The sequence below is a fragment of the Parasulfitobacter algicola genome, assembly GCF_013315265.1.
GTDB classification, from domain to species: Bacteria; Pseudomonadota; Alphaproteobacteria; order Rhodobacterales; family Rhodobacteraceae; genus Parasulfitobacter; species Parasulfitobacter algicola.
Genome location: NZ_JABUFE010000014.1, coordinates 1 through 15,382, shown reverse-complemented (window position 1 = coordinate 15,382; position 15,382 = coordinate 1). Strand labels below are relative to the sequence as shown.

The window sequence follows — 15,382 nt, the reverse complement described above, 5'->3', positions numbered from 1 at the left end:
ATCCAGAAAAACCGACTATTTCGCTGAAAAAATCGCTGATGTTAAAACTGCAGATGATCTGGTCGCAGATCGCCGCCTTTTAGAGGTCGCTTTGGGCGCCTTTGGGTTGGACGACGATATAAATAACACCTATTTCATCAAAAAGGTGCTTGAAGACGGAACAACGTCAGATACAGCACTTGCAAACAGGCTTGCTGACAAAAGATATGCTGCCTTTTCAGATGCTTTTGGATTTGCAAATCTAGCTGGTCCAAATACTGAAAGACCGGATTTTGCTGATACAACTGTGGCACTTTATGAAAAGAAGCAGTTTGAAATAGCCATTGGTGATCAAAACGAAGACATGCGTCTTGCCTTGAATGCGGAAGGCGAAATTAAGCAAATTGCGCAGGCGGATCGATCAAATGACAGCAAATGGTTTTCAATTATGGGCAGCCCGCCTCTTAGAACTGTTTTTGAAACAGCATTAGGTTTGCCATCGTCTTTTTCACAGCTCGACTTAGACAGACAGCTTGAGGTTTTTAAAGACAAAAGTCAGCAAAGATTTGGCACAAGTGACATATCTGACTTTGCAAATAACGAAACACAAAACGACCTTATCCGGCAATTTCTAGTCAGGTCAGAAATTAATGCATCCATCAATGCAACCTCACCTGCTTCAATCGCTTTGACATTACTACAAGGTTTTTGATCAACAAGGCAGAACCTAGTTGCCGTTTTCACCGTTTGCGATGCCCCAAAGGTCTTCCCTACTGACCCATCCTTTATATCCGTCTGCGCTCAGCCGGCACCAAGTTTCGTTACACTTTACAAGGTTTGCAATCACACCCAATTCAAGATTTGCAACAACAGGGGCCGTTTCATTGGGTTTCGCACGCAGGTCAAGCATATCTTTTTCGACAATAACGGTCCGATTGCCAGACAGCAGAGTGTAGTGCACCCATCCCCCCGCACCATCGCGATCCTCAACCCGGCGCCAATGACCGTGTTCTGCGGTGATCAAAAGCGGCATGTCCCGCCTTTTGAAAACCCAGTCGATACGATGTGTCAAAGACGGCCCCCGCCTGACATTGCCTTCAGATGCTTTCAATGAAACATACCGCGGTAATGGTAGGTTTGTCACAGGACCACGTTCTGCAAATGCAACCCCGTGCAAAAGCATAACAAAAATGATGACCAAAAAAGACTGCTTACATCTCAACTGTCTTATGCCCGTATTTTGCAAAAGGTTCTGGTGCCCTTCGTTCTAAGTGCTAACTTGTCATGAAATTGCTATTTAGAAAAGATGGGGAAGCCAATATGCCAGCACAACGCCTAAGTGTTGTCGTGACGCGACAGTTGCCGGAAGCTGTTGAAAAAAGGATGTCTGAACTTTTTGACACAGAATTGCGCAGCGCAGACACGCCGATGACCAGAGATGAAATCGTCCTGGCAATGCAGCGGGCAGATGTTTTGGTGCCCACTGTAACTGATAATATTGATGCCGGTATGATTGGGCAAGCCAGTGATCGGCTGAAGCTGATCGCAAATTATGGGGCGGGCATTGATCACGTCGATATTCAAACTGCGCGACAACGCGGTATTTTGGTGTCGAATACATCCGATGTCGTCACCGACGATACTGCCGATATGACCATGGCCCTTATTCTGGCAGTCACGCGCCGCATTCCAGAAGGATTGGCCTTGATGCAGTCGGGCGAATGGTCCGGTTGGGCCCCAAACGCGCTTCTGGGTGCACGCGCTGGCGGCCGGCGCTTGGGAATTCTGGGTATGGGGCGGATCGGCCAAGCCGTCGCGCGGCGGGCAAAAGCATTTGGCATGCAGGTCCATTATCACAACCGGCAAAAGTTGCGGCCCGAAATCGAAGACGATCTTGGCGCGACATATTGGGACAGTCTGGACCAGATGGTCAGCCGTATGGATATCATTTCAGTAAATTGCCCCCACACCCCGTCAACATTTCATCTGATGAACGCGCGCCGATTGAAGTTGATGAAACCCACCGCCGTTATCGTGAATACATCGCGCGGCGAAGTTGTCGATGAAAATGCTCTGACACGACTTTTGCGCAGCGGTGATATTGCAGGTGCGGGTTTAGATGTTTTTGAACGCGGGCCGGACATTAACCCGCGTTTGCGTCAGCTTAATAACGTCGTTCTTCTGCCTCATATGGGGTCAGCCACCTATGAGGGCCGCGTTGAGATGGGCGAAAAAGTCATCATAAATATTAAGACGTTCGAAGATGGTCACAGGCCGCCGGATCAAGTCGTTCCTGCGATGCTTTGATAGCTTAGCACCGGATAAAAGTCAGGTAATGGGGTGTCCTGCCCTCGCGAAGCGCCTTCTGTTCGTAACGTGTTGAAACCCAATCATGCCAGGCAATGCGCCAATCTGACGGTTTTTCTGCCTGCCATTCAAATCCGTGCCGCGGCACCTGTTCCAGCGTTTGTCGCACATAATCCGGAATATCTGTGGCAACGCGCAAAGCACCCCCTTTTTTCACCACCCGCGACAACGGCGCAAGATAATCGGGCGTTACAAAGCGGCGCCGATGATGACGTTTCTTAGGCCAAGGGTCGGGGTACAGTAAAAAAGCCTTGGCAATGCTTGCATCGGGCAAGACGTCAAATAAATGACGCACATCGCCTGGATAAATACGCAAATTACTGATTTCAGCTTTGCGCACCTTGCCCAGCAACATTGCGACGCCGTTGATATAAGGCTCGCAACCTATTAACCCTTTGTTCGGATTTTGCGCAGCCTGATGCACCAGATGTTCGCCACCGCCAAAACCGATTTCCAGCCAAACATCAGTAGTCCCGAATATGGTTTTCAAATCAAGATTGATACGATCTGGATTTTCATCCCAATCAATCAGACCCGGTGACAGCGCCGCCAGATCATCATCCAGCATATCTTGCTGCTGATCGCGCAAGCCCTTACCCTTGAAACGGCCATAAAAATTGCGCCAAGGTGCGCCGGATGAATGATTGCCTTGGGTCATTGCGCTGCTGTCCTAGCGGTTTCAAAAGACAACTGCAACATAATGGAAAAAAGCGCCCGAGAAAGCTCGGGCGCAAGTCACGGAACGAGGGACAGTAAAGTAAAACACAAGGGTTCCGAACTTGTGTTTCTATTAAAAGAACATAGGCATGTCGTTCTATAGTTAAAGAGAATGTAATATACCTGTGAACAAGATGTTAACGCGCCGTACGCCGTTAATCGAAAATATCTTCGACCAAATCAAAGGCTTCTTCAAAGAAGCGGTGGGCTAAGCCTTTCTTTTTGCGACGTCTTCTTTGCGGCCGCTCGGCTGGTTCAGTATATTTCCTGTTCCGCGGAGTGCCATAAGCCTTGGTGGACTTACCGCCATGATTTTTGGGCATTATCTTCAAATCATGCAACGGTGCACCACAGGCCGAGCAGGCCAGTTCGTGACGATGACGTCCTGAAAGAACAAGGGCAGCCTTGGTTCCGCAATAACAACATTTGGCAACTTTGGTTGTGGGCATCAAATATCCTTCCTTATACTTGCATATAGGGATACCGCCGCCGCATTTGAGACGTTCAAAGATCCAAATTCACCAAATGCATCTATTTTTACTAATTTATCCGCTATTTCTTTGGTTTTCTCCCGCAAGCCCGGTCCTTCGGCGCCCAACACCAGTGCAATCGGCTTATCAAATATACCGACCATCGCTGCGTCTATTGTCTCGTCAGCCTCACCATCCAAGGCTAAAACGATGAATCCCATATCCTGAAGCTTGACCATTGTATCCGCCAGATTGCGCACCCGCAAATAGGGTTGGCGCTCCAACGCGCCACTTGCCGTTTTCGCCAAAGCGCCCGTTTCCGGTGCAGAATTGCGCAAGGTTCCAATAACCGCCTGCGCGCCAAACACTTCCGCTGACCTTAGAATGGCCCCGACATTATGAGGGTCAGTCACGCGATCCAACAGCACAACACGGGGCGGCATACGCCCTTCGCCAAGACAGCATTCGTCCAGCGATCCCCAGTTCAGTGGCTTAACTTCCAGCGCAGCCCCTTGGTGCACAGATTGTGGATCAAGGGGCGCTGCGAATTTGCGCGGGTCCGATATTTCAGGTTCTATCCCACCTGTTGCCACTGCATCGCCCAGCCGGTCCATAGCATTCCGCGTTAGGATCAACCGCAGTTTTTCACGCCGTGGATTAAGCAACGCGTCCCGAACAGCGTGCAGCCCGAATAACCAAACCGTTTCCGATGCCGCTATGCGTTTTGCTTGTTCTTTTTGCACGACCCATTTTGGTTTTTTCATATCACCTGCCCTTTGCCCCCTTCCTGCTTGTCCGGATCAAACAATTCAAGCGATTTTCCTGTTGACGGCATATGGGCACGGCGTTATCCAGCCGTCTAGTTTGGGCGACAGGCCGCAAGGTGTGGCAGGGGACTGTAACTCCCTCGCGGAGACGCACGCCTGGTTCGATTCCAGGGTCGCCCACCACTTCACCAAATCATTGAAATCCTTTTTTTACTGAGTATACTTCTACTAAGGGGCGTATTTTTAGACACATGAAGGCACCATATGCCACCAAGTCCGTCAAGCACCTGAAGAACAACAATGGGTCATGGGCCTATCGTCGTCGTGTTCCAAAGAAGCATCAAAAGACATTGGGTGAGGAATACTGGAATCGTCCCTGCGGAAATGTGAGCTACCAGAAGGCTGTGGCAATGGTAACTGAATGGGCCGAAGAGGATGATGCACTCATCGCGTCACTGGACCACCCTGATACAGCCGCGAACGTTAGGGAGGCAACCGAAGCCAAATCCATGGCACCCAAGGTGGCTGGAATGATCATGGCACAAGAAGCCAGGATTCTTCCCGACGACTTCGATCCATTAGACGCTGCGGTCGCTAGGTTGAAAGCCGCCGATCAGAACCCTGAGTTTGACAAACAAGATCAGTTAGCCCGATACCGCGCAATTCTAGAAGCATCATTCAGTTCCCACATAATTGTCCCTACCGATCCAGATAAGCGGCTAGAGTTTGATATGGTGAAGACGAAGTTAGAACGCCGTATTTCTGAAATCGCTGGTGACCCGAATACCATCACTGCTGTCGCCGAACGTTACTACAACGAAAACGAGAGCAGAACTGGCGTTCGCCGCAAATACCGTGGCAACATCAAGAAGCTGACTGATTTCATGGGTGACTTACCAATCTCACACGTCACGTCAGTGTCGCTGAGACGGTTCAGGGACCAGCAGTCAGCGATCATGATGCCATCGTCCTTATCGTCTGTCTTCACGCCCATTAGGGGCATGTTTAAATACGCAATCGACGAAGAACTGATTGAGAACAACCCAGTGCCATCTGTGGTCCTGAAAAGGGACAAGCGATCAGTACATGAAAGAAAGTGTATTCCGTATCCCCCCTTGGAAATGAAGCGGCTGCTGGAGGCCATGGAAGAGCATTGGGGTTCACCCAAACGTGGCCTTAGGGATGAACGGCGTATTGCCATCCATATGGTCTGTCGTGTGATGGCATTCAGTTGCCTGCGACCCATAGAGGTCGTCAGGCTAGAGTCAAAAGACGTTACGGACGAATGGATCAAAGTACGTGAATCCAAGACACCATCGTCACATAGAACCGTTCCACTGCACCCTGCCCTTGCAGACTTCCCTGCATTCATGGCCAGTGGTGGGTTGGAGACGTTCAGGACATTGAAGACTGATCAGGTCGAACCTGTTCGCTACAACTTCAGACGCCTGATACGTGACTTTATGGACCCACCTATTTCTGAACCGAAGAAGGTGTTGTATTCGCTTAGGTCAACATTCTCGAACGCGATGCGACGTGCAGGTGCTAACCCTGATATCCGTCGTGCAATCCTTGGACACGCCGAAGGTGGTTCGTTGAATCACTATGATGACGGTCCAGAGTTTTTCAAGAAACGTAAGTGGGTCAACGCTACCGATCCAACCGTAATCTATCCTGACACCGATGATTATTACGACGATGGGCTGGCCGATGATGAATGATGCAAAGAAACCCTGACGGTAAGCTGAAAAGTTGCAAGGACATGTTAGTCGCCTACCGCTTTACGGGAAGGAGAGCTTGGTGGTCCCATTGCAATGATGTGCTTTCAACATATTGAAGTATGACCCCGCCTCACCCTAAGGTTGCTAGAGTTTTATATATTATTGGGAACTAGCGAATGGTTAATAAAAAACGGAAAATGAAGCTGGTTGCCTATCGTGTAGCGTTTACCGATCATACCGAAATTACCTTTGAACAGATTTTGGAGCAATTGCAGGAGCGATTGCCACTTCACTCAGACCGAATTTTTGAAGCACCGAGTTCGACGGACGCTTCTGTGGCGATTTCCAAATTTCTTAAACACCCAAGCAATACAGGCACTGGTGCCGTGTTCAGTTCGTTCCACAAAGACGCGGAAATAAGCACGATTTCATTCGATAGTTCTCACGAAGAACTTGGGTTTGGGACCCAGTCAGCGTCCGACGGAGAGGAATATTTGGACAGTAATACGGTGTTGTTCGCTGTAGGCGACATGGTAATTTCGTGCGGAATTGGAAAGCGAAAGAATTACCTTTGCGGTGTAATATACGATCTCGCAGTCAATGCAGGCGTTATCCCACACACGACATCCTTTAACTTCGCAGATATCCCAAGAGGAAATGTTCTTGAGAGCATCAATAAGGTTGGTGTCAAACAAGTCGATTTGGATGCCACTGTCTTGATCGGTTCTTTGCCTAAGACAGTTCAAAGCAACGTTCTTAGTAAGATGTTTGGTTCTGCGGATCGTGGGAACGCTATCAAACGTCGCCGCGAAAACGTCGCTTCTATTTCTGTGAAGAATAGTAGGTTCTTCAACAAAGGAGGAGTTGGCGTTGTAGAACAAGACAAGAACGAATGGCTGGACTCAGTAGCCGTGGAAGTGGTAAACGACGAAGACGTTAATGCTTACACCATCATCCTAAACGATAATACACCTATCAGAAGTGGGTCACTACTTAGAATGCGAGAAGTGGATGTTGAAGTTGAGGGTTCAACGTTCGATGTGAAGGACGCACATGCTAAAATGGTGAAATACTACCACGACGTTCAAAGGGAATTGTTGAATGAAAAGCAGCAATGACATCCGCAACCTTACCGCATTTGTTGCGGTCGTGATCGTCGCAATTGCCGTTGGTAAGTTTGCATATTCGACACCCAGTACAATTTTGGCCGTGGCTAGTACGATTGTAACTTCAATAAGTATTATTTTCGGACTGTCGCTGTCGTTAATCACCCTAGCTTCGAATCAAGTAAAGGTTTCCGATAACGTTGTTCCAAGGGCTGAAACACGTCGAGGGATCGAGGAAGATATAGACTGGGAAAATGAACGAACGATATTAAGGCAAAAATTGTCAGTAGCTACTCTGTTACTCACCGTTGTTCTTGGCATTGTATTTATGGCGTTGGCAGATTTTTCCCCCAACTCCAGATGGTACTTCGGTGTCGGTGCCGCCTTTTCATTTTTCACGACACTTTCAATGGCAATTGCGTTCGTCCTACCTTTTTCAATTTCTGCGACTATCCGACGTGATAGTTACTTTCGGAGTTCGGGGAACAGTTAAGGTAGATCAATGTAAAACGACGATGGCAGGATTATCCATTCGGAATTGGCGTGACCAATTAGGACGGTCCATCACGTATTTTACAGCCCCCACCGTTCCATCGCCGCAGCCGCAGCAGCAGGTTCATCACGAATGCGGATCAGAGTCTGGCGTGACAACCCTGTTTGCTTGGACACAGCACTGGGACCGTTGCCAAGACCCAGCAGACTCAGCGCCACCTCGAACGTAGCGCGATCATAAGATGGTTTACGCCCACGGAACCGATCACCCTTTTCCTTTGCAAGGTCGATACCAGCCCGCTGTGCTATCTTGTTGGCCTCTGCTTGCGCTTGGGCTGTCGCAGCGAGAAACGCTTGTTGAATGTCATTGAGAACTGACCCGGTATTGTCACCGAGATTTGACCCGCCTTTATTGTTTATCAGCAGTTAGGGTTTGGTCAATGTTGGCGTCTCCTTTGTTGTTTTCTTTGCGGCCTCTGAGCTGGCTTTGAAGCGGTAGCTGTCGTTGCCGGTTTCGAGGATGTGGCAACGGTGCGTGAGCCGGTCGAGCAGTGCTGTTGTCATCTTAGCATCGCCAAAGACCTGCGCCCATTCACTGAAGCTGAAGTTGGTCGTGATGACGACGCTGGTGCGCTCGTAGAGTTTGCTCAGAAGGTGGAATAGCAGTGCGCCGCCGGACGGGCTGAACGGCAGGTAGCCAAGTTCATCTAGGATGACCAAGTCGATCTTGGTGAGCATCTCAGCCAATTTCCCGGCCTTTCCAAGGGCCTTTTCTTGCTCCAACGCGTTGACCAATTCAACGGTTGAGTAGAAGCGCACCTTGCGCCTGTGATGCTCGATCGCCTGAACGCCGATAGCCGTAGCGATATGGCTTTTGCCGGTGCCAGGTCCACCAATTAGGACGACGTTTTCCGCATTCTCTATGAACTCACCACGATGAAGTTGTCGGACGGTGGCCTCGTTGATGTCGCTCGACGTAAAGTCAAAGCCAGCGAGGTCTTTGTACGATGGGAAGCGCGCCACCTTGGTGTGATAGGCAATCGAACGCACCTCCCGTTCTGCCATCTCCGCTTTGAGCAGTTGGGACAACATGGGTGTGGCGGCATCAAACGCTGGCGCACCTTGTGCAACCAGATCATCGACCGCGTGCGCCATGCGGTGCAGCTTTAGACTGCGCAGCATGATGATGATGGAAGCTCCTGCAGGATCATGACGCATTGCGCTTGCCTCCTGTCTGCCTGAGATCGTCATACCGATCTACGTTTGCCTTCGGTGCTGTTTCCAAAGCGAGAGCATCTGGTGGGTCGATCTCTGGAAGGTTTGTCGGTTTGCGGTCAATCAGCCTGTGCAGCAAGTTCAAGATATGCGTCTTGGTTGGCACCCCGGCCTCCAAAGCCAGCTTGACGGCTCGCAAAACGGCGCTTTCGTCGTGGTGTAAAACCAGAGACAGGATATCGACCATTTCTCTGTCACCGCCTTCCTTACGAAGCATGTGGTCTTGCAGGTGGCGGACACCCAACGATACACCGTGGAGCGATCAACCGCGACATCGCGCTCGGCCAGCAGATCGACAACATCCTGATAAGACAGTGGATACCGCAGATACCACCGCACCGCACACAGAATGACCTCTTTCGGAAAGCGATGATGTTTGAACGGGGATTTGCGTGGCATGGCGAACCTCAAAAGCAAAGATCTCGCTGACACGCCAGGTTAATGCAACAGTCCCATCTAAAGTTATCCACACTGAAAATTGTCTCACGGTTAGAGTTACCATCTCAAAAATAACTTTACCGTACTAAAGTTAACCTTACCAAGTCGCCGCTGGAAACAAACGAGAAAATCATTCGCGAGTCTCACGAATTACGTGACCATGACAATGGCTTTGGCTGCGACAATTTCCTGACTCAGCGTAAGCGCTGACGTCAGACAATGAGACCTCTTGCCTCCGAATACGGACACCTGTACGACCGCTACAACCAAAAAAATGGAAACGTGCTAATGGCGAGAAGGTTGTTCAAGCGCATTTTTAATGTCGAACGCGAGTTCGAGGCGCCGGTAGACGGTGTTTATGTTGTTGGCCAGAAACCGAATGCCTATTGGGATCTTTTCGATCCAAGTTTTTATAGAGCCGCCTCGGAATTGCCTGACGTGACAGATCGAAAGGCGCTTCAGCACTATCTTACCACTGGATGGCGAGCTGGCCTCGATCCGTCGGAGGATTTCTCCACGACCAGGTATCTTGAAGCCAATCCAGATGTTGCTGATTCTGGACTGAATCCACTCGAGCACTACGTTCAGTTTGGGCGGGAAGAATGCCGCAGTCTTGAACGCCATCGAGACTATAGATGCCATATTGATGTTGCCACGGCCGAAAGACTTGGAGGCTGGGCTGTTGATCAAAACAACCGGGGATATGTTTTCGAGGTTTCTGTTTTTTTAGACGGCATATTCTACGAAAAAGCTCGAACAGATGTTTCCCGAGAGGATCTGCGGAGAAAAGGGCTCAGCGATGGTGTCGGCGGGTTCGAGATGGACCTCCCCCTACAATTTCTCGAACCTGGTGAACATACCGTCACAATCGTTCTGCCCGATGATAGTCGCATGGAACGGAAAGCGGTCGTGCCGCATTTACGAAGCGACGGACGCTTCTTGCCACCCGAAAGACCAGCGCTCGAAGATGCACGTCTTCCCAAAGTAATCGTGCCAATATACAATGCGGCTGATGACTTGGAAGTTTGTATCGCTCGCCTGAAAGCCTACACACCAGACAACATAAAGATCATTTTGATCGATGATTGCTCCACAGATCACCGCATTGATGCAATACTAACAAGTCTCCAGAACGACCCGCGTTTCAGGGTCCTTTCCAACGACGAAAACATTGGTTTTACCCGAACTGTGAATCGTGGCTTTGAAGAAGCCGGCGATGCCGATGTCGTCGCACTAAACTCTGACGCTCGAGTAACGCCGCGCTGGATCGAGGGCATGATGGCCGCAGCCTATTCCCGATCGAACATTGCGACCGTCACTGCCATGTCCGATCGCGCGGGGGCGTTTTCGGCGCCTAACATCGGCAACGACAACGGTCTACCCGCTGGCGTTGACGAGATCACGTACGCCATTGCATTCCGTCGACGGAGCCTAAGGCTATATCCAGAGGTTCCGACGGGAAACGGTTTCTGCATGTACATTCGTCGGGAGGCAATCGATACGCTTGGTCCGCTCGACGCAGAGGCTTTCCCACGGGGTTACGGCGAAGAGAACGACTTTTGCATGCGGGCGATGCGGAATGGTTGGATCAACATCATTGATGATGCAACATATGTTTTTCACGATCGTTCTAAGAGCTTTGGTTCAGCAAAGACCGAACACCTGGCCGCAGGGCGCAAAGTCGTCGATGCACGCTATCCTGAGTACAAAGTACTTATCCGAAAGTTCCACACATCGACACCGATCCGACTGGCCCGGTTCTGCGGCCGGTTGGCTCTACAGGATTGTAATATTGGAAGCGCGGCGACGTCCCGGGCGCTGTTTGTAATTGCAACGCAAACCGGCGGAACACCGCAGACCAACGCCGATCTCATGGATGCTTTGTCTGATACCTTCGAAACATGGGTGCTGCGGTGTAACTCCCGGATTATTGAGCTATCGCACTACAAAGATGGCGTTGGCAATGTCAAACGGCGACACGAATTATTGGAACCTATCGAACCGGTTACCCATCAATCAAACGAATACGATGCTGTTGTGGCAAGTTGGCTCACAATACTTGATGCCGAAGTCATCCACATACGGCATCTTGGTTGGCACAGCCTGTCATTACCCAAGATAGCGAAGAATGCTGGTGCTCGGGTTATCTACTCGCTGCACGATTTTTACACTCTGTGCCCTAGCCTCAAGTTGATCGACCATGATGGGGTCTTTTGCGAAGGAGTATGTACAAAAACAGAGGGAGCGTGTGTGCCTGAACTCTGGCAAGCCGGTGAACTTCCCACGCTCAAGAACGCATGGGTCCACCGATGGCGCAACACAATGGCAGATGCCGTAAGTCACTGTGATGCCTTTGTAACCACCTCAACTAGTGCACATGATAGGGTTATGCAAAACATGCCTACTGTTCCAGTGGAACGGTTTCACGTTATTCCTCATGGTAGGGACTTCACACGAATGGAGCAGCTTCAAACTCTACCAGTTTCCAGTTGGGAAACGATAAGGGTCCTGATCCCCGGTAACATTAATGGGGCAAAGGGAATTCACATTATCACAGAAATCCTCCGTCTGGACGTTAGTGAAAGTCTCGAGTTTCATATTCTTGGCAAATTGCAGGAAGGATCGATTGATCCGAGCCAGTACCCGCGCTTACATATCCATGGCACCTATCAACGCGACCAGTTTGGCGAGAAAGTGCGCGCCATCGCACCGCATCTGGGGGCCGTTCTTTCGATTTGGGACGAAACATTCTGCCACACCCTGACCGAGATGTGGTCTGTAGGCTTGCCGGTCGCCGTTCTAGATTTCCCGACCTTGCGTATGCGCGTCGAAAACAGCGGCGCCGGCTGGGTTCTCGATCAGAAAGAGCCAAAAGACATTCTTGATTGTCTGCTTGATATAGTCTCTGACCGCTCCGAATTGATCAAACGAAGCAATGCCGCGCTTAATTGGCAAGTGGAATGCGGCGCAGGGCAGACCCGACGTCTGATGGCATCGCAATATCTTGATGTCTATCGACTCGGTGGAATCGGCCAAGCAGCTCCGAAGGTAGCGGTCGTCGGTCCCGCAGACAAGTCGCTGGAGTTTGCGAATGCGTCCACAGAAATCCGACTGTGGGAACGCACAAAAAACAGCCTTGATCGTGAGGTGACTTATGTACGGATGGATCCCGAAGGCCTGCTAGCCAATATGCGCATGGGCACTATCGCAGGTGCGATTATTCAGCGAACTGCTCTTCAGATGCGGCTGATCAGTACGTTCATCGCGACTGCGGCTGAAAAGAACATCCCCTACATTTATGAGATCGACGACAATCTTCTCGAAGTGCCAGCCGGGAAGGACCCAAATGGCCTTTATGCTGCCTATGCGCCGCATCTTAAGAAGCTTATGGAAAACGCTGTGGGGCTTACTGTCTCGACAGAGACACTTGCTCAGGTCTTGCGCCCCTACAATTCCAACGTAACGGTTGTGCCAAACTTGATTTCGAAGCGTCTTTGGGGCGGTGTCGTATCGAAGTCGAGGGAACGAACCCGGCGTATCCTATACATGGGGACCAAGACGCATTCGGAAGACTTGGACTTTGTTCTCCCGATCCTGGAAGCGGTACGCCGTCGCCACCCAAGTCTACGCCTTTCTCTGATAGGCATCACAAACGATAGAGCGCTTCCCGATTGGGTTGATGTTATTGAAGTTCCGAATGAGCAGAAATCCTATGGACGATTTGTGTCGTTTCTGCGAGAGCAATCGAAACCTGTCGATTTCGCAATTGCACCGCTTGTCGATACAGAGTTCAACCGGTTTAAGTCCTGGCTCAAAATCTTGGACTGCGGAGCAGCCGGGTTGCCAGTCGTCGCCTCTAAGGTGCATTGTTACGAAGCAGTCGTTGGCAAAGAATCCGTCACCGGCCTGCACCTAGTACGCAATGAACCCAAGGCTTGGGAAGACACTCTTGTTCGCCTCCTCACCAATCGTTCGGTTCTGCAGAAAGAGGGAACTGCTCTGCGCGATTGGGTCTTTGAAAACCACTCGCTCGAACCAACGCTCAAAGCATATGACTCGCTTGTCATGAAATCACTACTGCAGCCCTCGAATGCCTGAAGTAAGACCCAACTTTCTGATCATCGGCGCACAGAAGGCTGGTTCGACTTGGTTGTATAACGTACTTCGCACTCATCCCGAAGTGTTCTTGCCCAAACGAGTCGAGCTTCTGTTCTTCAACAAGCCCAACTGCGAAGATCCCGCTCTCCTGCAACCGTATCTTGAGAATTTTGCGGATGCTGGCCCACAGCACCGATGGGTTGGTGAAAAGACGCCAGGTTACTTTTGGTCAGCCAACGCGTCGCGTGTGCCAGATCAGCCGCCGACTACTCACAATCCCCATATACCCGAGAGCGTCGCGCGCATTCTTGGTAAGGAGTTACACCTTATCGCTTCTTTGAGGCATCCGGTTCGTCGAGCGATCTCTGCATTTGGGCATCACGCTGTCCGCAATCGGATAAAACCATCGGAGACTTTGAGGGAGGCGTCGCTGCGCCTCGGCATTCTCGACATCGGATTTTATGAAGCGCATCTGGCCACTTGGGAGGCTGTTTTTGACTCCCAGCAGATCGAAATACTGATCTTTGAGGACGATATCGTTCGACATCCGGAAGAAGGTGCGCGGCGATTATGCGATTTTCTCGCAATAGGCATGGACGGTTTTGATCGAGACTCATTTGGTGCCTCAAACAAGGGGCCAGTTGTACAAATTGAGGAAGATGAGATCAGCACGGGTGTCGAGGGCATTCAACCCATCAGGCCAAGTGACATCGCTTTTTTGCTTGAACAGTATGAAACCACATTAAATAGCCTTGAGAGGCGCTTTGGTGATCGCCTCGATACCTGGAAGGCTGACACAGAGATTTTGCGTAGCTTTGCGACACGGAAGAGTCACCAAGTCTTAGTCAAGCCTATCACTCATGTGCCAAGTCGAGTTTCGTCGCCTCAACCGCTGCAGCTATCCCTGAATAACGTTAACCGCGATGTCTTGATACAGCACGGCTGGGAGTGTCATCCATCTATTGTGCCGTCATTGGGTCACGAATTGTCGGTCGAACCGCCGGCGCGAACCTCTCGACTTTCTTTCCGCGGACCGTGTTCATTTGGTGCATTTTCGTATGGAGTGGATGGTTTTGTCTACACGACTGACATTGGAAGGTACTGTTCGATCGCAAGAGGCGTAAACATCGGTCAGACGGATCATCCGCTTCATGGCCTCTCGACAAGCCCTGCCCTATTTCAAGCCAACTTCAAGATCGTAACCGGAGAAAAATATCGGCAGAAGCCCGAATACGATAGCTATGCTCCAGACCCTGCGATCTCAGAGGCTGCCAAGCGCGCCGTCAAAAAACGTACGCGTATAGGTCATGACGTCTGGATTGGGGATGGGGCGAAGGTGATTGCAGGGGTGGAAATCGGACATGGGGCTGTTATTGGTGCGGGTGCTGTGGTCACCAAGGACGTACCGCCATATTCAATCGTCGGCGGCGTGCCCGCAAAGCTGATCAGAAAACGATTTGATGAGGCGATCATAGAGCGCCTTCTTGCATGTGAATGGTGGAACTATGCACCTTGGCAAATGAAACACATTGATTTCATGGATATAAAGGCAGCCGTCTCGGCTGTTGAAGAGATGAATGCCACGGACGCACTAAATTACGCCCCAACGCGTATAGATCTACGCTCTTCCAAAGCGCCATAAGAGGGGACTGATGATGTAACCGCGCGCGCCCCGGCGGCATCGATGTGCCAAGGTGGCTTTTTACGGCTCTGTTGCGTTGGCGGATTAAAACACGGAAGCTCGTGCACGTTTCTGCGATGCGAATGGCCAAATACCTAGGCGCTTGAGCTGAATTGAACGAAAATGTATCTTGAGCGTCCTCTTTTGCTGCGCCGGCTATTTTGATTTGCAGCCGCAGCGAAGTTCCCCTTCCCGCAGATTCTGTTCTCTAATCCGTCAATGTCTGTTTTCCAAAATTCCTGTTTGTCGATGTCTGAGGTTACCTTTGTTC

13 protein-coding genes, 1 tRNA gene and 2 pseudogenes are annotated in these 15,382 nt (G+C 50.5%); 8 read left to right on the top strand and 8 right to left on the bottom strand.

The features are described 5' to 3' along the window. Positions 1 to 106 precede the first annotated feature (106 nt). The gene (locus HRQ87_RS17365) at positions 107 to 691 is read left to right on the top strand and encodes a DUF1217 domain-containing protein (RefSeq protein WP_343035380.1); all 585 of its coding nucleotides are present in this window, start codon (positions 107 to 109) and stop codon (positions 689 to 691) included. 15 nt (positions 692 to 706) lie between these two features. Here the strand turns inward: HRQ87_RS17365 and HRQ87_RS17360 are convergent, their stop codons facing one another. Beyond that, entirely contained in the window at positions 707 to 1,162 is a 456-nt protein-coding gene (locus HRQ87_RS17360) for an SH3 domain-containing protein (RefSeq protein ID WP_174139774.1), read from the bottom strand. A 137-nt stretch (positions 1,163 to 1,299) separates the two neighbouring features. On the opposite strand from HRQ87_RS17360, the gene HRQ87_RS17355 reads away from it, so the two are divergent. Then, complete coding sequence (locus HRQ87_RS17355) at positions 1,300 to 2,286, top strand: 2-hydroxyacid dehydrogenase (protein WP_174139711.1); 987 nt, start codon at positions 1,300 to 1,302, stop codon at positions 2,284 to 2,286. A 4-nt stretch (positions 2,287 to 2,290) separates the two neighbouring features. On the opposite strand, the gene trmB is transcribed toward HRQ87_RS17355, so the two are convergent. The 3 genes from trmB to rlmB form a co-directional block, all read right to left on the bottom strand. Next, entirely contained in the window at positions 2,291 to 3,004 is a 714-nt protein-coding gene (trmB, locus tag HRQ87_RS17350; RefSeq protein ID WP_174139710.1) for a tRNA (guanosine(46)-N7)-methyltransferase TrmB, read from the bottom strand. 214 nt (positions 3,005 to 3,218) lie between these two features. Next, positions 3,219 to 3,512: a hypothetical protein gene (locus HRQ87_RS17345; RefSeq protein ID WP_174139709.1), complete on the bottom strand. Its 294-nt coding sequence runs from the start codon at positions 3,510 to 3,512 to the stop codon at positions 3,219 to 3,221. After that, complete coding sequence (rlmB, locus tag HRQ87_RS17340; RefSeq protein WP_174139708.1) at positions 3,512 to 4,297, bottom strand: 23S rRNA (guanosine(2251)-2'-O)-methyltransferase RlmB; 786 nt, start codon at positions 4,295 to 4,297, stop codon at positions 3,512 to 3,514. Before rlmB ends, HRQ87_RS17345 begins: the two co-directional genes overlap by 1 nt. 102 nt (positions 4,298 to 4,399) lie before the next feature. Here rlmB and HRQ87_RS17335 point away from each other — a divergent pair. The 4 genes from HRQ87_RS17335 (at position 4,400) to HRQ87_RS17320 (ending at position 7,620) form a co-directional block, all read left to right on the top strand. After that, positions 4,400 to 4,483, top strand: a tRNA-Tyr gene (locus tag HRQ87_RS17335). A gap of 68 nt (positions 4,484 to 4,551) precedes the next feature. Continuing rightward, the gene (locus HRQ87_RS17330; RefSeq protein WP_174139707.1) at positions 4,552 to 6,021 is read left to right on the top strand and encodes a tyrosine-type recombinase/integrase; all 1,470 of its coding nucleotides are present in this window, start codon (positions 4,552 to 4,554) and stop codon (positions 6,019 to 6,021) included. A gap of 176 nt (positions 6,022 to 6,197) precedes the next feature. After that, positions 6,198 to 7,139, top strand: coding sequence for a hypothetical protein (locus HRQ87_RS17325; protein WP_174139706.1), 942 nt, complete (start codon positions 6,198 to 6,200; stop codon positions 7,137 to 7,139). Next, the gene (locus HRQ87_RS17320) at positions 7,123 to 7,620 is read left to right on the top strand and encodes a hypothetical protein (RefSeq protein WP_174139705.1); all 498 of its coding nucleotides are present in this window, start codon (positions 7,123 to 7,125) and stop codon (positions 7,618 to 7,620) included. Before HRQ87_RS17325 ends, HRQ87_RS17320 begins: the two co-directional genes overlap by 17 nt. A gap of 80 nt (positions 7,621 to 7,700) precedes the next feature. On the opposite strand, the gene HRQ87_RS17315 is transcribed toward HRQ87_RS17320, so the two are convergent. From HRQ87_RS17315 to HRQ87_RS20345, 4 genes and pseudogenes are all read right to left on the bottom strand, one after another. Further along, positions 7,701 to 7,838, bottom strand: coding sequence for a hypothetical protein (locus HRQ87_RS17315; RefSeq protein WP_174139704.1), 138 nt, complete (start codon positions 7,836 to 7,838; stop codon positions 7,701 to 7,703). 207 nt (positions 7,839 to 8,045) lie between these two features. Continuing rightward, positions 8,046 to 8,837 carry an IS21-like element helper ATPase IstB gene (gene istB / locus HRQ87_RS17310; protein WP_174139703.1) on the bottom strand — a complete coding sequence of 264 codons (792 nt, stop codon included), beginning with the start codon at positions 8,835 to 8,837 and terminating at the stop codon, positions 8,046 to 8,048. Next, positions 8,827 to 9,129, bottom strand: a pseudogene (locus HRQ87_RS17305) (IS21 family transposase); the annotation flags it as partial. The pseudogene HRQ87_RS17305 and the gene istB, both read right to left, overlap by 11 nt. Positions 9,130 to 9,131: 2 nt before the next feature. Continuing rightward, positions 9,132 to 9,293: pseudogene (locus HRQ87_RS20345) on the bottom strand (IS6 family transposase); the annotation flags it as partial. Positions 9,294 to 9,551: 258 nt separating this feature from the next. Between HRQ87_RS20345 and HRQ87_RS17300 the strand changes: the two are divergent. Beyond that, on the top strand, positions 9,552 to 13,430 hold the full coding sequence (locus HRQ87_RS17300) for a glycosyltransferase (protein ID WP_174139702.1): 3,879 nt from the start codon (positions 9,552 to 9,554) through the stop codon (positions 13,428 to 13,430). Continuing rightward, positions 13,423 to 15,072 (top strand): sulfotransferase domain-containing protein, encoded by a 1,650-nt coding sequence (locus tag HRQ87_RS20515; protein ID WP_174139701.1) that lies wholly within the window; start codon positions 13,423 to 13,425, stop codon positions 15,070 to 15,072. The genes HRQ87_RS17300 and HRQ87_RS20515 overlap by 8 nt, the downstream gene beginning before the upstream one ends. Positions 15,073 to 15,382: the final 310 nt, after the last annotated feature.

Excerpts from the sequence above, each read along its gene's own strand:
- HRQ87_RS17360 (WP_174139774.1), bottom strand. The coding sequence starts at position 1,162 with ATGCTTTTGCACGGGGTTGCATTTGCAGAACGTGGTCCTGTGACAAAC.
- HRQ87_RS17355 (WP_174139711.1), top strand. The coding sequence starts at position 1,300 with ATGCCAGCACAACGCCTAAGTGTTGTCGTGACGCGACAGTTGCCGGAA.
- trmB (WP_174139710.1), bottom strand. The coding sequence starts at position 3,004 with ATGACCCAAGGCAATCATTCATCCGGCGCACCTTGGCGCAATTTTTAT.
- HRQ87_RS17345 (WP_174139709.1), bottom strand. The coding sequence starts at position 3,512 with ATGCCCACAACCAAAGTTGCCAAATGTTGTTATTGCGGAACCAAGGCT.
- rlmB (WP_174139708.1), bottom strand. The coding sequence starts at position 4,297 with ATGAAAAAACCAAAATGGGTCGTGCAAAAAGAACAAGCAAAACGCATA.
- HRQ87_RS17330 (WP_174139707.1), top strand. The coding sequence starts at position 4,552 with ATGAAGGCACCATATGCCACCAAGTCCGTCAAGCACCTGAAGAACAAC.
- HRQ87_RS17325 (WP_174139706.1), top strand. The coding sequence starts at position 6,198 with ATGGTTAATAAAAAACGGAAAATGAAGCTGGTTGCCTATCGTGTAGCG.
- HRQ87_RS17320 (WP_174139705.1), top strand. The coding sequence starts at position 7,123 with ATGAAAAGCAGCAATGACATCCGCAACCTTACCGCATTTGTTGCGGTC.
- istB (WP_174139703.1), bottom strand. The coding sequence starts at position 8,837 with ATGCGTCATGATCCTGCAGGAGCTTCCATCATCATCATGCTGCGCAGT.
- HRQ87_RS17300 (WP_174139702.1), top strand. The coding sequence starts at position 9,552 with ATGAGACCTCTTGCCTCCGAATACGGACACCTGTACGACCGCTACAAC.
- HRQ87_RS20515 (WP_174139701.1), top strand. The coding sequence starts at position 13,423 with ATGCCTGAAGTAAGACCCAACTTTCTGATCATCGGCGCACAGAAGGCT.